Origin of the sequence: Daejeonella sp., from assembly GCF_044342615.1 — a bacterium.
Classification (GTDB): domain Bacteria; phylum Bacteroidota; class Bacteroidia; order Sphingobacteriales; family Sphingobacteriaceae; genus Daejeonella.
This window is the reverse complement of sequence record NZ_JBIIPN010000007.1, coordinates 1-17,565: the sequence shown is the minus strand read 5'-3', so window position 1 is coordinate 17,565 and position 17,565 is coordinate 1. Positions and strand designations below refer to the sequence as shown.

The 17,565-nt window shown below is 35.0% G+C and carries 16 protein-coding genes and 1 pseudogene; 5 read left to right on the top strand and 12 right to left on the bottom strand.

Going from position 1 to position 17,565, the window contains the following annotated elements:
* Nucleotides 1–56: 56 nt before the first annotated feature.
* Complete coding sequence (locus ACIQ0D_RS01230) at nt 57–1,394, bottom strand: TolC family protein (RefSeq protein WP_395802315.1); 1,338 nt, start codon at nt 1,392–1,394, stop codon at nt 57–59.
* Between the two features lie 4 nt (nt 1,395–1,398).
* On the bottom strand, nt 1,399–2,016 hold the full coding sequence (locus ACIQ0D_RS01225) for a TetR/AcrR family transcriptional regulator (protein WP_395802313.1): 618 nt from the start codon (nt 2,014–2,016) through the stop codon (nt 1,399–1,401).
* Nucleotides 2,017–2,186: 170 nt separating this feature from the next.
* Between ACIQ0D_RS01225 and purB the strand changes: the two genes are divergently transcribed.
* On the top strand, nt 2,187–3,530 hold the full coding sequence (gene purB, locus ACIQ0D_RS01220) for an adenylosuccinate lyase (protein ID WP_395802311.1): 1,344 nt from the start codon (nt 2,187–2,189) through the stop codon (nt 3,528–3,530).
* Nucleotides 3,531–3,609: 79 nt separating this feature from the next.
* Nucleotides 3,610–4,173, top strand: coding sequence for a NifU family protein (locus ACIQ0D_RS01215; RefSeq protein ID WP_395802309.1), 564 nt, complete (start codon nt 3,610–3,612; stop codon nt 4,171–4,173).
* Nucleotides 4,174–4,224: 51 nt separating this feature from the next.
* On the opposite strand, the gene ACIQ0D_RS01210 is transcribed toward ACIQ0D_RS01215, so the two are convergent.
* The 8 genes from ACIQ0D_RS01210 to ACIQ0D_RS01175 form a co-directional block, all read right to left on the bottom strand.
* Nucleotides 4,225–4,692, bottom strand: a complete 468-nt coding sequence (locus tag ACIQ0D_RS01210; RefSeq protein WP_395802307.1) for a heme-binding domain-containing protein — start codon at nt 4,690–4,692, stop codon at nt 4,225–4,227.
* A 29-nt stretch (nt 4,693–4,721) separates the two neighbouring features.
* Nucleotides 4,722–5,513 carry an inositol monophosphatase family protein gene (locus ACIQ0D_RS01205; RefSeq protein WP_395802305.1) on the bottom strand — a complete coding sequence of 264 codons (792 nt, stop codon included), beginning with the start codon at nt 5,511–5,513 and terminating at the stop codon, nt 4,722–4,724.
* A gap of 3 nt (nt 5,514–5,516) precedes the next feature.
* The gene (locus ACIQ0D_RS01200) at nt 5,517–6,677 is read right to left on the bottom strand and encodes a prolipoprotein diacylglyceryl transferase (protein WP_395802303.1); all 1,161 of its coding nucleotides are present in this window, start codon (nt 6,675–6,677) and stop codon (nt 5,517–5,519) included.
* A gap of 81 nt (nt 6,678–6,758) precedes the next feature.
* A complete protein-coding gene (mtaB, locus tag ACIQ0D_RS01195) occupies nt 6,759–8,078 on the bottom strand; it encodes a tRNA (N(6)-L-threonylcarbamoyladenosine(37)-C(2))-methylthiotransferase MtaB (RefSeq protein WP_395802301.1) in 1,320 nt (439 codons plus the stop codon).
* A gap of 71 nt (nt 8,079–8,149) precedes the next feature.
* The gene (locus tag ACIQ0D_RS01190) at nt 8,150–8,716 is read right to left on the bottom strand and encodes a UbiX family flavin prenyltransferase (RefSeq protein ID WP_395802299.1); all 567 of its coding nucleotides are present in this window, start codon (nt 8,714–8,716) and stop codon (nt 8,150–8,152) included.
* A gap of 88 nt (nt 8,717–8,804) precedes the next feature.
* Entirely contained in the window at nt 8,805–9,524 is a 720-nt protein-coding gene (locus ACIQ0D_RS01185; RefSeq protein ID WP_395802297.1) for a ThuA domain-containing protein, read from the bottom strand.
* 18 nt (nt 9,525–9,542) lie between these two features.
* Nucleotides 9,543–10,841, bottom strand: a complete 1,299-nt coding sequence (locus ACIQ0D_RS01180) for a DEAD/DEAH box helicase (protein ID WP_395802295.1) — start codon at nt 10,839–10,841, stop codon at nt 9,543–9,545.
* Between the two features lie 136 nt (nt 10,842–10,977).
* Entirely contained in the window at nt 10,978–12,219 is a 1,242-nt protein-coding gene (locus tag ACIQ0D_RS01175) for a DUF2130 domain-containing protein (RefSeq protein WP_395802293.1), read from the bottom strand.
* A gap of 171 nt (nt 12,220–12,390) precedes the next feature.
* Between ACIQ0D_RS01175 and ACIQ0D_RS01170 the strand changes: the two genes are divergently transcribed.
* Nucleotides 12,391–13,071 (top strand): class I SAM-dependent methyltransferase, encoded by a 681-nt coding sequence (locus tag ACIQ0D_RS01170; RefSeq protein WP_395802291.1) that lies wholly within the window; start codon nt 12,391–12,393, stop codon nt 13,069–13,071.
* A gap of 1 nt (nt 13,072) precedes the next feature.
* On the opposite strand, the gene ACIQ0D_RS01165 is transcribed toward ACIQ0D_RS01170, so the two are convergent.
* Entirely contained in the window at nt 13,073–13,942 is an 870-nt protein-coding gene (locus ACIQ0D_RS01165) for an aldose 1-epimerase family protein (protein ID WP_395802289.1), read from the bottom strand.
* Nucleotides 13,943–14,002: 60 nt separating this feature from the next.
* Nucleotides 14,003–15,223 (bottom strand): DEAD/DEAH box helicase, encoded by a 1,221-nt coding sequence (locus tag ACIQ0D_RS01160; protein WP_395802287.1) that lies wholly within the window; start codon nt 15,221–15,223, stop codon nt 14,003–14,005.
* Nucleotides 15,224–15,530: 307 nt separating this feature from the next.
* Here ACIQ0D_RS01160 and ACIQ0D_RS01155 point away from each other — a divergent pair, with 307 nt between their 5' ends.
* Both ACIQ0D_RS01155 and ACIQ0D_RS01150 read left to right on the top strand, forming a co-directional pair.
* Nucleotides 15,531–17,141 (top strand): CTP synthase, encoded by a 1,611-nt coding sequence (locus ACIQ0D_RS01155; RefSeq protein ID WP_395802285.1) that lies wholly within the window; start codon nt 15,531–15,533, stop codon nt 17,139–17,141.
* Nucleotides 17,142–17,169: 28 nt separating this feature from the next.
* Nucleotides 17,170–17,565, top strand: a pseudogene (locus tag ACIQ0D_RS01150) (membrane protein insertase YidC); the annotation flags it as partial.

Sequence of the window (17,565 nt, the reverse complement as noted above, 5' to 3'; positions counted from 1 at the left end):
TTATTTTTTGATGTTAATGCTCATCGTTTTATGAAGACAAGCAAATTGAATTGGATTTAATAAACGATTTTACCTAAAGCCCTATCCACATTTACTTTATTTATCAATAGATCATAAAGTGCATTGATATAATTATTTTGAGACTCCTTTAAAGATGTTTCAGCAGATGTAACTTCAATACTTGAACCCACCCCCTGCTCATATTTAATTTTGCTTACTCTTAAAACTTCTTGCGCCAATTCCATGTTGCGCTTTTGATTCTCCAGAGACTTTAAACCATTTCTGTACACCGTTTGAGCCTGCTCCACCTCTAGGTTTATACCATTTTTAAGGTTTATTAAATTATTCTCTGTTTTAAGTAACTCAAGCTTTGCATTTTTTACTTGATAGTTTTTTATACCACCAGATAAAATAGGTATTGATAAACGCAGACCTACCACAGTGGTTGGGAAACTTCTATCAAATAGAGCACTAAAATTTTGAGATTGTAGACTTTGCAAAGAGCTTCCAAAAGCTACTAGGGACGGCAAAAACAAGCTTTTATATCGTTTCACATCCAATTCATTGACTTTTTTCTGCGTTTGAAGTAATGAATATTCAATTCGATTTTGATAAGAAGTGGTATCATTCAAATTAATTGATTCTTCAACTTGTAAGCTTGCAATAGAATCTTTCAGTTTTAATTTCGAATGAATATTCATTCCCATTTGAAATTTCAAGAGGTTAACATTCAATTCCAATAAGCGGATAACATTTTCTCGCTCAGTTTCAAGGTTGTTATTTAATACTTTTAATCGATCAACATCAATTTTTTCAACAAAACCATTGGCAAAAAGAGCCTGAGTATCATTTAAGGACTTCTTTAATCGAGAGATATTAGCATCTAAGAGACTAAGCTGTTCATTGCTCACTAAAACAGAATAATATGCTTTGGTAACTGCAACTGCCGTTTCAATGCGAGTACGTTTTAGGCTTTTATTGGAGAGTTCTTTAAAAGTTTTGGATGCTTGCAATCCGACAAGATAAGAACCATCAAATAATAGCTGACTTACCTCTATTCCGATTGATGATTGATATTGAACACCAAATCTGACCGGGACTTGAGTACCAGGTTTATCAAAAAACTCGCCAGGCAATAAACTAGTAGGTACTTTCAGGAAATCTTGAAAATTGACATTACCATTCACTTGAGGTAAACCAATTCCGATAGTCTTCTTGACAGTGTTTTTTGCAATTTCCTCATCAATACTGGCGTTTAAGACAGAAACCTGATGCGATTGAGCATAATCAATAGCTTCTTTCAAGCTAAAGCTGATGGTCGTATCTGATTGTTGTGCCTCAACAGTAAGCACAGAAAAAAAGCAAACGATTAAGCTTATGTGTTTATAATTCATGTTTTTATTCTTCTTCAATTATTTCTTTGTATTTATTTATTAATTTATGGCCTCTAAGAGTACATATTCCATATAAAAAGTGCTCTGTTAGCTCGGCCATCACATGTGCTATCCCATATTTCCCATTGGTGTAGGATGTTGAATTGCTAAAAATCAAATCCATTTGCTCTAAACGCATTTGAGTTAAAATATCTGCCTTTATATCTTTCCTAAAATAACCCTCAACAATACCCCTTTTTAAATTATCATGAATGGTGGTGTATAAATATTTCTCACGAAAATTTTTAAAAAATAACCAAGCTTGAGGATGGTATTTTTGGAGATCATAAAACAATGAGGGGTTAATGCCCGATAATTGCACTTTCATATTAGTTAGGGCTATAAATATCTCATGGACAGCATTTTGGGAAATATTTATAGTCTCATTAATGAGTTCTTTATTGGAATTCAGCCTCTGCTCGATCACAATATTCACTAACTCATTTTTATCAGCGAAATGAGAGTAGATAGTTTTTTTTGACATCCCCAAATGCTTGGCAATATCATCCATCGTTACACTTTTAAAACCATACTGGCAAAAAAGCTTATCAGATTCAACTATTATATACTCTTTTACGTCCAATTGATATTTTATTTGAGAGCGCAAAACTATGGAAACTTTTTAGAACTCAAAAGTTTCCTCGAATGTTTTTGTTCTTGAAAACGTGAAATAGATGAAAAATACAATGAAATGACAAAAAGAGAATCACGCAGATATAATTCAAAAATCGTAACTTCGCAAAAAACGGAAACATGAAATTATCTGCATTAACTGCTATCTCTCCTATTGATGGTCGCTATCACAATTCAACTAAAGATTTATCGTCCTACTTTTCTGAAGCGGCATTAATAAAATTCAGGGTTTATGTGGAGATAGAATATTTCATTTCACTCTGTGAACTACCATTACCTCAACTTAAACATTTTGATAATAAACATTTTGATGCTTTAAGAGCTGTTTACATTCAATTTAATGATGCTGATGCAGAGGCCATTAAGGAAATTGAAAAAACAACCAATCACGATGTAAAAGCAGTTGAATATTTTATAAAGGATGAATTTTCAAAGCTAGGTTTAGATGAGTTTAAAGAATTTATTCATTTTGGATTAACCTCACAAGACATCAATAATACAGCTATACCACATTCGTTTAAACTAGCGGTACAACAAACATATTTACCACAAATTCAAGAATTATTAAGTCATTTAAAAGAACGCATAAGCGAATGGACTAATATCCCCATGTTGGCACATACACATGGGCAACCAGCATCACCAACATTATTAGGCAAGGAATTAAACGTATTTGTTGAACGCCTTGAAGTTCAAATTGCTCAATTACAAACTATTCCTTTCTCCGCTAAATTTGGTGGTGCAACAGGAAATTTCAATGCGCATCATGTGGCATATCCAGAGATAAACTGGGTAGATTTCGCAAACAATTTTGTGAATAATCGTTTAGGATTAAATCGCTCGCAGTTTACTACTCAAATAGAGCATTACGATAATTTTGCAGCTCATTGTGATGCATTAAAGCGCATAAACACCATTTTAATTGACCTTAATCGGGATATGTGGGCATACATCTCCATGAATTATTTCAAGCAGAAAATAAAGGCTGGAGAAGTTGGATCATCGGCCATGCCACATAAAGTAAATCCGATAGATTTTGAAAATTCAGAGGGAAATTTAGGTCTTGCGAATGCATTATTTGAACATTTAGCTGCTAAATTACCAATTTCGCGACTTCAACGCGACCTTACCGACTCTACTGTTTTAAGAAATATTGGCGTGCCTGTTGCACATACACTCATTGCCTTAAAATCAACATTAAGAGGATTTAATAAGCTTTTATTAAATGAAAGTGCTATTGCATCCGACCTAGAAGCAAATTGGCCAGTGGTTGCGGAGGCGATTCAAACGATATTAAGAAGAGAGGGCTATCCAAATCCATATGAAGCATTAAAGGATTTAACACGTACAAATCAGCAAATTAATCAAAATACTATAGCTGAATTTGTAGACAGATTAAATGTTTCGGATAAAGTAAAAAAAGAATTGAAAGCAATCACCCCTTCAAATTATACTGGAATTTAGGCAGTCATTCATGTGTCATAAATGCTTGAAATCTACTTCTCGACTTAAAAATTGTTAATTTTGTATATAAAATAAAATTATGAGTACTGCAGCTTCAACAACAAACGTATATACAGAAATCACCCCGAATCCGGCAACACGTAAGTTCTTAGTTAACAAACTTTTAGCCAATAATAGCATTGACTTTGCAACAAAGGAGAGTGCGGAAAAATCGCCATTTGCGAAAGAGTTATTCAAGTTCAATTTCGTTACTGGTGTCTTCTTCGCTAGTAATTTTGTTACTATCACAAAATCTGAAAGTGCAAATTGGGACGATATAGAACCTATTTTGAAAGAATTTGTGAAGGGTGCTGTTGAATCTGAATATAAAATCATTGATAAAGAAGAAGAATTAGCAAGCTTTGAGGGGACAGAGACTGAAATTAAAATCCAACAAATATTGCATGATTATGTTCGTCCCGCAGTAGAGCAAGATGGCGGTGCAATTAGCTACCGTTCATTTAAAGAAGGAATTGTTACTGTTGAATTAAGAGGTTCATGCAGCGGCTGTCCTTCATCAACTATCACATTGAAATCTGGAATTGAGAATCTATTAAAAAGAATGGTTCCTGAGGTTACTGAAGTGGTTTCGGAAGCATTGTAAGAAAGAATATAAAATTGAAAGCCCCGAAAAATCGGGGCTTTTTTTATGATTTTATTTTATAGTTGGTTTTAGCTCATTTCTAATTGATTGAGCCCAATTAATAATCTCTATTTTTTGAGCTTCTGATAGTTTTGCATTACTATGAATCAGAGTATATGATTTCAGTGGCATCTCCCCTTGCTGAATCATTTCTATTACCTCCTCCAATTTATGATCTGCCTTTTTAGGCTTATAAGTCAAAAATTCAGAAAAGTTCAATTCCGATTTACCTTCATTAACATGATCTGCAAGCCACCAAGCAACTGGCTGTATTTCAGAGTACCAAGGATAAACAGTATTGTTTGAATGACAATCATAACATGCTGTTTGAACAATTAGCTTTGTACTTTCAGATGCTGGAAAACTTGCAAAAATATCATTTGAACTTGCTTGAGCAGATTGATTTTTTTCAGGTCTGAAAAATTGAATAAGGACAAATATTGCGAGAAATGCTAGAAGCAACTTTTTAACTATATTCATAATCTTATTTTAATAAACGTTAATGTAATTTAATGAAAAAATTGCTTAATTACAAGTAAAAGCTCCTCCGATATCAATCCATTCGTAGCAATAACCTGTCTATTAGGAATGCATTGATTGCCACCTTTGAAATCAAATACGTGGCCCCCAGCTTCTTTAACCAAGACTATTCCGGCTGCTACATCATAAGAGTTAAGGTTATATTCAAAATAGCCATCAAACCTTCCACTAGCTACATAGGCCAAATCAATAGCTGCAGAGCCTATTCTACGGATTCCGTGGCATTTTTGCATGAGTACTCGTAATACATTGAGATAAGGTTCTAAATCTGCGAATTCATAAAATGGAAAACCTGTTGCCAATAGTGTATTCTCAATTAACGGTGCCTTAGATACTGAAATTGGCTTCCCATTTAAAAAAGCTCCCCCATCCTTCCATGCCGAAAAACATTCATCACGGTTTATTTCATAAACTACTCCTAAAACAAGCTCTTCATCACATTGTAAGGCTATGCTAATGGAAAAAGTAGGTATCCCATGAATGAAATTGGTGGTACCATCGAGTGGATCAATAATCCAATTATAGTTAAGTCCTTGTTTTGAACTTGTTTTCTCTTCTGTTACAAAGCCTGCTTCTGGCAATAAGGTTGAGAGTCCCGCGACAAGCTTTTCTTCAGCAGTTTTATCTACATAGGATACCATATCGTGTAATCCTTTGTATTCAACCGCATTTTGATCAAATACTTTGGCTTCTTCACGAATAAAAGATCCAACTTCAAGGCTTAAAGAAATTACTCCCTGACAAAGATTTTGAAGGTTCATCTATTAGGCTGCTTGGTATTTTTTACCATTTTTAAGCGACCAAAATATCCCAATGATACCCAAAAGAATAAGTATGGTAGAAATTAGCTCTGCTTGAGTAAAACTTAATCCTAAAGCATGATATTTAGAATTTACGCGAATAGATTCAATTAAAAATCGTTCTATTCCGTTGAATATCAAATAAATAGACCACATTAAACCGGGAGTTTTAATTTTATTGCGAATGCTCCAAAGGAAAGCGAAAATGGCTAATCCCATTAAAACTTCATAGAAAGGAGTTGGAAATACAGGCAAAGGTAATTCATTACAAAAATTACCCACACAACCGGGAATCGGAACACCTTCATTTACCACATTATGAGGGTATTTAAAAGCCCAAACCCAATCTGGAGCCCAGCTCAGCCAATTCGGTTTTGCAGCAAGATTAACAATTCCCCAATCGCCGTCGCCTGAAAGCTGACAGCCAATACGACCCACAGCATACGCTAACATCATTCCAGGTGCACCAATATCGAGCATGTGAATCCATTTCACTCCATATTTATTGGCATGATATAGAACTGCAGCCCCACCCATGATTAAACCACCATAAAAGGTTAATCCACTGAAAGATAAGAGTCCGCCAATAGGATCCTTCACAAAATCATCCCAATACTCGAAATTATGAAAGAGTTTTGCTCCTAAAAATCCCCAAATAGCAGCCCACATTAATAAGGTACCCATTATCTGATACGGGTGCACGGTTTCTTTTACAATTTTCGGCTGACTTAGTTTCTCCTTTTTATTCTCGGCATAAGCCCAATAAATAAATAAAGTGGCAAAGATTAGTCCACCTAAAAAACTACCCCTTGTAGAAAGTATAAAGTCCTGAGGGTTAGCCACAAAAGCGGTATAATTCAATAAACCATCAAGCAATTTATAACCAACGAAAAAACCAAAAACACCATTTATAGCAAGATCTTGCATTGACGCTGGTTCACCAACTTTTACATCTCTTGTAAAAGCTTTTACGAGACCTAATTTCTCTTTTCTCTTAAACTCTTGTGAAAGAGCCCAATAGCCTGCACCAAATGCTAGTGCAACAAAAAAACCAAAAGTTTGAATGGGAAGTGGAATATGTAATCCTGTTAAATATTCAATCAGGTGTGTAATGGTTGGGAACATATATCTTAAAAAATTGGATTATTTAGAATGTTAAGCTAATCTATAAATTATGATTAGAATTACGATTATTAATTATTGCTTTTAGTGTACAAATATTTCGGAAGGTTCAGAAATCTCCATATCTCCATCAGAAGCAATATTTTCAAGCTTAACCGTTTTAATCTCATTGATTAATAATGGATCATAAGGAGCCTTTACTTTTACGTAATTACGACTAAATCCATGCATGAAACCATTTTTTTGATCCGCTTCAAAAAGGACTTCGGTCGAGATTCCAACTTGAGTTTCATAAAAAGCACGACGTTTTTTCTCTGATAAAATATGGAGCATTTTACTACGATCTGCACGTAAAGAACCTGGAACTGAATCTTTCATTTCTGCAGCCAAGGTGTTTTCACGTTCAGAATAGGTAAAAACGTGCAAATAGGAAACTTCTAGCTCATTCAGAAAATTATAGGTCTCCAAGAAATCTTCTTTTGTTTCACCTGGAAAGCCAACAATCACATCAACACCAATGCAACAATTAGGCATGAGTTGTTTTATTTCTGCTACCCTTTCGGCATATAGTTCGCGCTTATAACGTCTGCGCATTAAGCCCAAAATCTTGTTGCAACCCGATTGAAGGGGAATATGGAAATGCGGAACAAACTTATTTGATTGAGATACAAATTCAATAATCTCATTGGAGAGCAAATTCGGCTCAATAGAGGAAATACGTATTCGGTCGATACCTTGAACCTGATCTAAAGCTTGAATTAAATCGAAGAATTTATCCTCACGAACACCATCTCTGATGCCAAAATCTCCTAAATTGACCCCTGTGAGCACAATTTCCTTAACGCCAGATTGAGCAATTTCATTGGCTTGCTCAATTACGTGCCCTATGGTATCACTTCTGCTCGCTCCTCTAGCCAAGGGAATGGTACAGAAAGAACAAGTATAATCACATCCGTCTTGAACCTTTAAAAATGTTCTGGTTCTTTCTCCGAATGAATAAGATGAAATAAAGCTTTTTGCTTCAGATATATCCTGATTAAAAATTTGAGTTTTCTCCTTTTTGGTTAAATCAGTAATGTATTCAGTGATCATGAATTTCTCAGCAGCTCCAAGCACCACATCAACCCCAGGAATTTCAGAAATTTCTTTAGGTTTAAGCTGGGCATAACATCCAACGATGGCGATATATGCATTTGGAGAGTGTTTTAGAGCCTCTTTCACAACTTTACGGCACTTTTTATCGGCATGATCTGTAACAGAGCAGGTATTAATGAGATAAACATCTGCCTTATCGGTAAAGGATACCGTTTCAAAGCCAGCCTCATTAAACTGCCGACCAATAGCTGAAGTTTCCGAAAAATTTAGCTTGCAGCCAAGTGTATAAAATGCAACTTTTTTACTCATGATAATATGCAAATATACGAAATGTGCTTGATATGGTAGAAATAGACCATAGGCAGTTGATAATCAATGAATTATTGCTCTCCCCAACGATAAGAATCATGATTAAATCCTGCTAAATCAATTACCCGATTTACTACCGTTGCGGCCACTTCTTCAATGGTTTTTGGAAGGCTGTAAAAAGATGGAGTTGCGGGACAAATAATTCCGCCTGCTTCGGTAAGGGTCTTCATATTATTGATATGAATCAAATTATAAGGACTTTCTCTAACTACCAAAATCAATTTTCTTCTTTCTTTAAGGACTACATCGGCAGCGCGACTGATTAATTCATCAGAAATACCTCCTGCAATGCGGCCTAGCGTACCCATAGAGCATGGGCAAACAATTAATGTATCATAACCAGCTGAACCTGAGGCAAATGGAGCGGTAAAATCACGCTTATCATAAAAACGGAACCCGTAATCATTAAAAGAGCTATTGCCTAATTCATGCTTCCAAACATCCTTAGCATTATCAGACATAACTATTGCTAAATCAGCTATTTGATCATTCAAAGTACTTAATTTGTCTAATAATACCTTGGCATAAATAGACCCACTGGCACCAGTTATAGCAATTGCAATTTTACGCTTATTCATTTGGATTTAATTAAATGCAGATTAACCTTTGATAATCAGGCACAAATAAAGATTTAATTTCTCTTAAAAAGTTAAAAATTAAATAAAATTACTTAGCCATTGCATAACGGATTCCCTCAAGTATATGCTTCAAGAATAATGGATTTGTATACTTATCATCTGCATGGCCTAGAGCTGTATAATATGAGCGTCCGCCTTCAAATTTATGATACCATGCCATTGGATGAAAAGCTCCATTGGTACCACCTTGATAGCTCGATTCATCAACAGTTAGCAAGACATTAATATTAGGGTTAATATTCTTAAAATTATAAAGTTCCTCTTTCATATTCCATTCGGAAGGAAAATGGCGTGTAGAAGGATGTTTTTTATCAATAACTTTAAAAATAGCATTTTGCTGTACAGGGTGACCATCGAAAACAGCTCCCACTAATTTCCCATACCAAGGCCAGTCATATTCACCAGCCGATGCCCCATGAATACCTACAAAACCGCCACCAGAACGAATATATTGCTCAAATTGAGATTGTTGCTCATTATTTAGCATGTCACCAGATGTGCTTAAAAAGACTATAGCGTGATAGTTTTTAAGATTTTGTAGATCAAAAACAGTCGAATTTGAGCTTGTATCGACTAAAAAATTATGCTCCTGCCCTAATTTAGAAATCGCAGTGATACCTGCAGGGATTGAAAGATGTTTATAAGCCGCAGTTTTGTAAAAAACAAGAATTTTTTTAGGCTTAGGAGCCGATTCTACTGAAAAACTTATGGCAAATAATATCAAAAAGCATAAAATTCTATGTTTCATAGCTTCAATTTTTAATGATTATCGATTTTTGAATTTCATTTTAGCCTTTTCACGTGACGTATAATTATAATCCTTGATATTACTCGCCTTTTTTTCATGGAAGGCGGAGCCTATTTCAGTCTCAGGTGCGTCATTTTTGGCAATTTTCTTTGCTTTATTCTTTTCAATATTTTTTTCAATAACTAAATCTTCTGGCAATTCAACAATGGGAATTGGGAGTCCGATTGCTTGTTCAATTTTTTTAACCATTGAAAGCTCTAAATCTGTAGCAAAACTAATTGCAAGCGCATCATCACCTTCAGTGTCTGTATTTTTCACTATTCTACCAATAAACGTTTCCATCTCCAAAGGCATTTCTAAATGAAATATAAATGGAATTCCCTGAAGATCAATAGATTCTCTCAAATCATCAGCAACAAGCAATATTCTGGTATCGTCAGATTCTTTAAAATCATCCATACTATCGAAACCCGGATGATCAAAAAATAGCGGTTTATAAATTGCTAATTCTTTGTCTAGGTATTTAAATAAACTTTTAAAGATCTTCTCGGCTGTTAAACGCGTATTTACAAATACTATCACCTTGTTAAATACCTCTTTATCCTTTAATAAAAGATTTAAAAGATTGACTTTAGTTTTAAAATCTGGAACTTTATATAGAATTTGTTCGATAGTTGCTAATTTCTGTTCACCTAGATTATCAATTTCAAAGGTGGTTTCATTATTCATAAACTGACTAGTTAAAAGGTTCAGTTTATCATGAAAAACATCTGTAAAGACTAAATGCTGACATCTGACAATGCTTCTTGCAAGTTCAGCAACAGGGAGTTGCATCCCTCTTTTAACAATCTCTGCGGCATCATCAACAATAAACATCATTATTTTATTGAGATTTAGTCCGAGTTTCAAATAAATAGCACGAGCACGATCGGGAGTAGCAACTACAATATCGGCACCATCTGCCAAGGCATTCATTTGAGATTCCATGCCAGCTTCAGGATATAAACCTACTATGCGAATGGTCTGATTCTTATTTAGAAGGTCGTAGCGCTCAATCACCGCTAAAACATGATCTTTGTCAGGAACCAGCACTAAAGCTCTTGGAGCCTCTTCAAAACCGTATTTAAGGCGCATTAGAGTCGCAAGAACATAAGTGGTAGTCTTACCAGACCCTTCAGGAGCAATTGCAATTACATCTTGTGCTCCCAAAATACGCGACATTGTTTTCTGTTGAATGTCTTTGGGGCCCAAGTATCCTGCATCCGTCATAGATCTAACAAGAGGTTTACTTAGTTTTAGTTTTTCTAAAAGCTGCATTTAAATAGATTTTTTTAATAAAATGCAAAAGTACTCATTTGAAACGAGTATTGAGGGAAAATACAGTCATAGACCCTTTCAAAAATGGAATAGGATTCAATAAAGGATTAAAAGCTCAAAAATACAAACTACTGGACTATTCCAATAAGAATGGCTCATCCTCATCATCCGACAAGCTCAAAGAAATAGTATCTGCGCCAGCAATTCCTTCAATTGAACCTTTGATACTTGAGGCATTCAAAAGCACTTTATCCAACTGCTTTTCGCGCATTTTCCACATACGCTCCATGGCATCACGCTCTTTATGAATGGATAAACGCATACTCATATAACCCTCACGAATAGCTTTCCATTGTTCAGAGAACTCGGTTCCAGTTAAATAATCATAGAGCATGTGCATTTTATCACCCCTATTTTCTTGAGATTTAGTCGCATTTGATAATCGGATAATTCCATCTCTTAACACAAAAGCAACAGCCTTAACCTCCTCAAATGAGCAAATCCAAACTCCATCCCTCTCACCAAAACAGGTCATACCTTTAGGATAAGTTTGTGTTACAATTACCGCCACATCTACTCCTGCCCCGCGCATATCCTTTTTCAGTTTATCGATCCATTCATTGGAAAAATCTTTGGTACGCTTAGATTCATAAATAATTTTTCCGCAATCTTGTCCAAATTGATTTCGAACCGTTTGAATACAATCAGCTCCACGAACACCCTTTCCAACCTCACCAATCAAATCAAAAGGGAAAGTACTTTGCAATAATTCTTCTAAAATAAGCTCCTGAACCTCGCCCTGCAATTGCATAGAACCTTGTTCGGCCTTACGACGCATTTCGTCGGCTAATTTTTTTTGATCATCTAATTGTTTTTCAAGTTCTCTAACTTTTAATTGATGTTCAGTTTCTTTCAATAGATTTTTTTCAATCTCCTGCTTTTTAATCTGCTCTACAATCTGCTCGCGTTCGGACTGCATTTTACGTTGAACCTCAAGCTCCATCTCTTCGGCCCTGGTTTTCAGTTCTTGCTCTTTTTTGATAAAATCAAGCTCCTTTTGACTAGCCAAACGCAATTTTTCCTGATTTTCCTTATTTGTATTTTCTAAAAAAGTTAGCTTATTTTCAAAATCTGTAGCAATTGTTTTTCTTACCCCTTCCTCTAATTGAAGACGCTCTTGTGCAAATTGCTGCTCTAATTTTAAGGCAAGATTCTGCTGCTGAAGTTTAAAATCTTCCTCTTTCTTTTGGAATTCTTCATCCTTCTTTTTCTGCCAAGCGATCATTTTATCACGCAATTCCTGTTCATATTCTTTACCGATAGCCTCCTCTAGTGGGAATGAATGATGACATGCGGGGCATTTTACTTCTGTTGACATGCTGAATGTTATTTGATATTAAAAACGAGTCACAATGTACTAATAATATTAGTAAAGCTCATTTAATTTCTTAAATTAAACAAGAATTTATTATCACGAAATTATTAAAAAATAAAAATTCCATCATAAGCAGTATTTTTGAGAAAATCCAATCAATTTTTTATCATCAAAATGGATGTTTTCGGCAAAGTTTTAAAAGATCATTATTTAGGTCGCCAAAAGGGTAAATTATGGCTCCACAACAGCTATGGGAGTCCGGAGGATATGCCTGTTGATATTTTCTACCGCAATAAATTTGAAATTTCTGAGCTAGAAAGCATCGCAATCGACCTTTGCAAAGGCAAAACGCTTGATATTGGTGCTGGTGTGGGAAGCCATGCACTAATTTTGCAAAATAAAGGCATTGATGTAACGGCCATTGAAATATCGGAAGTGGCCTGCGACATCATGCAAAAAAGAGGTGTTAAGAAAGTCGTAAACAAGGATATTTTCCAATTTGAAGGAGAGCAATTTGATACAATCATTATGATGATGAATGGCATCGGACTCTGTGGGGATATGGAAGGCTTGGAGCGCTTTTTGGAACATTTGAAAAAGCTTATTCAGCCTGGCGGACAAGTTATTTTCGATTCTTCAGATATTGCCTATCTATACAAAGCCGATGATTTTATATCAAAAAAATATTACGGTGAAATATCTTATCAATATGAATATCAAAAGGTTAAAGGGAATTGGTTTAAATGGCTTTATGTTGATTTTAATACCCTAGAACAAATCGCTCAAAAATTTGAATGGCAAATTGAATTGATTTTTGAGGATGAAATGGATCAGTTTCTTGTCCGTATGAAATAAATCAATGAATCTCAATAGTAAATTCAGCTCGAAATTTACACGACTCTTCCAAACTTATCACCCCCTCTTTCAAGCTAAATTCCTTTTGTTCTCCCACCGAATCAGCATATCCCAACCAAGGTTCAATGCAAACAAAGGGAGCACCCATTGGGGCCCATATACCTAATGAAGTAAAATCAGGGAATGAAACGCTAATTTGGTGATTTGATTTATGGCTTTTCAGTCGGACTAACCTAGATTTTAATTCTTTAAAAACTAAGGCATCACGACTAAATAAATTTGGGCTTAAAAAAAGCTTTTTTGAAATCAGGGAAACAGATTCGGTTTCACCAGTAAAAAATCCATCTCCACTTAAAAGATGTTTATCTAAAATATCATCATTATCAAACTGTATGTAGTAATCAGATATTTGCTCACTCTGTTGAAAAGAAATATTAAATGCAGGATGAGCACCCAATGAAAAATAGATAATCTGATTGTCTAAATTTTGAACTTCATAACAAATCTTAAGTTTTGAGTCTTCAAGTTTATAAATAACGTCAAACGCAAATTTATAGGGAAAGACTTCTAGTGTTGATTCGTTATAGCTTAAACGGAATTTAGCTTCTGTCGGATTTTGATGCACTAATTCAAACAAGGAATGACGTGCAAAACCATGTCGCTTTGTTGGATATTTTATCCCATTAATTAATAGCTCATTATCAATGCATGATCCAACAATAGGAAATAAATTAGGTGATTGAAAAGACCAAAATGATGGGTCGCCTTGCCATAATTGCTCGATACCATTAACCTTATTTAGTATAGAACCTAACTCAGCGCCTTTAAAATTTATTTGAACTTTTAATAAATTATTCTCTAAAATCGTCATTTAACTATAGATTAAATATTATTTGTAAATTATTATAAATCAAATACTTACAAAGTTTAACTAATCTTTTCGTTTAACCCATACCTTCTTCTTTTTGTTCCTATTGTTACCGTTAGAAGATGGCCTTTTAGTTGTGGGACTGTAAACAGGTCCTTCGCCAAGCTCTTCAGGAAGTGTCATTCTAGGGATTTCTTTAGAAATCAAATTTTCAATAAATGAGAATCGACGTTGATCTTTTTCGTTCACAAAAGTGATAGCAGTACCAGTTGTTTCCGCCCTTGCGGTTCTACCAATTCGGTGGATATAATCTTCCGGGTCAGGTGGAACATCGAAATTAATTACGAGGCTAATACCTTCAACATCTATACCCCTACTCAAAACATCGGTTCCAATAATTACGGGTAAAACGCGACTCTTAAAAGCTCGCAAAACGGTCTCGCGCTGCTCTTGTTCTAAATCAGAATGAAAAGCTTCCGACTTAATACCTTCTCTTTTGAGAGTGCGATTTAAATCCTTAACCGTTTCCTTACGGGAACAGAAAATCAGGATACTTTTATAATCACCAGCTTTAAGCAAAGAGCAAATCAACTTCACCTTTTGATGATCATGAACCATGTAAACCTGCTGTGAGATTCCAACTGCAGGCTGTGAAATGGCAATATTTATTTGTTGAGGATCTTTAAGAATGGTATTAGCCAATGTTCGAATCTTTGGAGGCATAGTTGCCGAAAAAAGCAAAGTCTGACGTTCTTTAGGTAAAGAACTTATAATTCTCAAAATGTCCTCATAAAAGCCCATATCAAGCATTCGATCAGCTTCATCTAGAACCAAGTATTTAAGATGATCTAGTTTTATAGCGCCCGAAGCCAAATGCGCTATCAAACGTCCGGGAGTGGCAATCACAATATCAACCCCTTCCATCATGGCACGGCGTTGTTGTTCATAAATAATACCATCACCTCCACCGTAAACAGCTATAGAGCTAATTCCAGCAAAATAGGCCAAACCCTCTACTTGCTGATCAATCTGTTGAGCTAACTCACGTGTAGGAGCTAAAATAAGAGCTTGGGTATGTTTTTTATCAGAAACACTGATATGTTGTAATACCGGCAATAAATAAGATGCCGTTTTACCAGTACCAGTTTGAGCACAGGCAATTAAATCAGTATGTTGAAGTATTAAAGGAATAGCCTGAGCTTGAATTGGAGTAGGTTTAACAAAACCCATACTCTGTAAACCCTCAAGTAATTGAGGATCAAAGTTAAAATCGCTAAATGTCAATTTGTTGAAATAATGTTTAAATAATAAACAAAGGTAGTCAAAACAAAGGACATTGGTGATTTTGAGAACCGAAATAGGCTTTTAAAAAGAAATTATCAAGCTATATCCTAAACTATTATTCAGCTTTTCCTAATTATTTGTAAAATTAAAATTGGCCGATTTATTAACACAATTTTATTTCTCAACAATTAAAATCATTTTAGATTTTTTTCTTAGTTTTGAATCCCGTACAGATGATGTTTTTTATTGTCTTTAATAGCTTTCATCTATTATTTCAATAAAAACTCTTAGAAATCATACAGATATAATGACTAAATACATTTTTGTTACGGGCGGCGTTACTTCGTCGTTAGGAAAGGGTATTATTTCCGCTTCTCTTGCAAAACTTCTGCAATCAAGAGGATATCGAGTTACCATTCAAAAGTTTGATCCATATATTAATATTGATCCAGGAACTTTAAATCCTTATGAGCATGGCGAATGTTATGTTACTGAAGATGGTGCCGAAACAGATCTAGATCTTGGTCATTATGAGCGCTTTCTGAATGTACCTACCTCACAAGCAAACAATATCACCACTGGTCGTATTTATCAAAATGTAATCAATAAAGAGCGTGAAGGCGCTTATTTAGGCAAAACCGTTCAGGTTGTCCCACATATTACCGATGAGATTAAGCGTAATATGAAAATCTTGGGTGAGACAGGCGATTTTGACATTGTAATCACCGAATTAGGTGGCACAGTTGGAGATATTGAATCTTTACCATTTATAGAAGCTGTTCGTCAATTACGTTGGGAATTAGGTTCTGGCAATTCTTTGGTAATCCACTTAACGCTTGTTCCTTTCCTTGCTGCGGCTGGAGAATTAAAGACAAAACCTACACAGCACTCTGTAAAGATGTTATTGGAATATGGTATCCAACCAGATATTTTAGTCTGCCGTACCGAACATCACATTCCTCAAGAATTACGTAAAAAAATCGCTCTTTTCTGTAATGTTAACTTAAATGCAGTTATCGAATCAATAGACGCTTCAACCATTTATGATGTTCCATTATTGATGTTAAAGGAACAATTAGATAAAACCGTTTTAAGTAAATTTAAACTTCCTCAAAAAAACGAGCCTGATTTGGGTAAATGGAAGGACTTTTTAGGACGATTGAAGAATCCTTTACATGAAGTAACTATTGGTTTAGTAGGAAAATATGTAGAATTACCAGATGCGTATAAATCTATTACTGAGTCGTTCATTCATGCAGGTGCTAAAAACGAATGCAAGGTCAGAATTAAAAGCATACAATCTGAAAGTATCACAGCTGACAATGTTGCCGACAAACTAAAAGGCTTAGATGGTGTTCTTGTTGCTCCAGGCTTTGGTAGCAGAGGTATTGAAGGTAAAATTGAAGCTATTAAATACGTTAGAGAGCATGAAATTCCATTTTTCGGTATCTGTTTAGGTATGCAATGTGCTGTGGTTGAATTTGCTCGTAATGTGATCGGAATTAAAGATGCACAAAGCAGCGAGATTGATGAAAACGCTAAAAATCCGGTGATCTCCATGATGGAGGATCAGAAAAAAATAAAAAACAAGGGTGGTACCATGCGTCTTGGTTCATATACATGTGATCTTAAAAAAGGAAGCAAGGCTGCGGCAATCTATGGTAAATCTAGAATTACGGAACGTCATCGCCATCGTTATGAGTTCAATAACAAGTATTTAGAGCAATTTGAACAAGCTGGAATGATTGCTTCTGGGATTAACCCTGAAAATAATTTGGTTGAGATTGTTGAGCTTAAAAACCATCCATTTTTTATTGGAGGTCAATTTCATCCCGAATTAAAGTCAACAGTTGATAATCCTCACCCACTTTTTGTTAACTTTGTCGCCGCTTCTATTATTTATTCGAAAAAGAAGTAACATTTAACAAAACAGATTTTTAAACGGAATGGATAGAAATACATTTACGGGTCTCTTTTTGATTTTAATCATATTAGTAGGCTCAACCTTTTTAATGCAACCTTCGGAGGAAGACATTAAAAGAGAAAAAGCAAAACAAAGTCAGGATTCAATAGCTAGAGTTAACAAAGACAAAAATCCAGTTATTGTTAAGGATACAGCAAAAACTACTGTTTTACCTCCAGTAGATTCAACCCTTATCAAATCTGGTCCTTTTGGAGCTGCCCAATCTGGTAGCGATGAGCCAATTATTCTTGAAAATGAGTCTATAAAATTAAAAATTAGTCCCAAAGGTGGTAGAATTGCCTCCGTTGAGCTAAAAAACTTTAAAACTTACACCCAATTACCTTTAATCATGTTTGAAGGTGAAGGAAACAAATTCGGA

Bases quoted from the DNA above. Each gene is read 5' to 3' on its own strand.
- ACIQ0D_RS01170 (WP_395802291.1), top strand. From the start codon at position 12,391: ATGGATGTTTTCGGCAAAGTTTTAAAAGATCATTATTTAGGTCGCCAA.
- mtaB (WP_395802301.1), bottom strand. From the start codon at position 8,078: ATGAGTAAAAAAGTTGCATTTTATACACTTGGCTGCAAGCTAAATTTT.
- purB (WP_395802311.1), top strand. From the start codon at position 2,187: ATGAAATTATCTGCATTAACTGCTATCTCTCCTATTGATGGTCGCTAT.
- ACIQ0D_RS01230 (WP_395802315.1), bottom strand. From the start codon at position 1,394: ATGAATTATAAACACATAAGCTTAATCGTTTGCTTTTTTTCTGTGCTT.
- ACIQ0D_RS01190 (WP_395802299.1), bottom strand. From the start codon at position 8,716: ATGAATAAGCGTAAAATTGCAATTGCTATAACTGGTGCCAGTGGGTCT.
- ACIQ0D_RS01205 (WP_395802305.1), bottom strand. From the start codon at position 5,513: ATGAACCTTCAAAATCTTTGTCAGGGAGTAATTTCTTTAAGCCTTGAA.
- ACIQ0D_RS01165 (WP_395802289.1), bottom strand. From the start codon at position 13,942: ATGACGATTTTAGAGAATAATTTATTAAAAGTTCAAATAAATTTTAAA.
- ACIQ0D_RS01185 (WP_395802297.1), bottom strand. From the start codon at position 9,524: ATGAAACATAGAATTTTATGCTTTTTGATATTATTTGCCATAAGTTTT.
- ACIQ0D_RS01155 (WP_395802285.1), top strand. From the start codon at position 15,531: ATGACTAAATACATTTTTGTTACGGGCGGCGTTACTTCGTCGTTAGGA.
- ACIQ0D_RS01175 (WP_395802293.1), bottom strand. From the start codon at position 12,219: ATGTCAACAGAAGTAAAATGCCCCGCATGTCATCATTCATTCCCACTA.
- ACIQ0D_RS01210 (WP_395802307.1), bottom strand. From the start codon at position 4,692: ATGAATATAGTTAAAAAGTTGCTTCTAGCATTTCTCGCAATATTTGTC.
- ACIQ0D_RS01180 (WP_395802295.1), bottom strand. From the start codon at position 10,841: ATGCAGCTTTTAGAAAAACTAAAACTAAGTAAACCTCTTGTTAGATCT.
- ACIQ0D_RS01215 (WP_395802309.1), top strand. From the start codon at position 3,610: ATGAGTACTGCAGCTTCAACAACAAACGTATATACAGAAATCACCCCG.
- ACIQ0D_RS01200 (WP_395802303.1), bottom strand. From the start codon at position 6,677: ATGTTCCCAACCATTACACACCTGATTGAATATTTAACAGGATTACAT.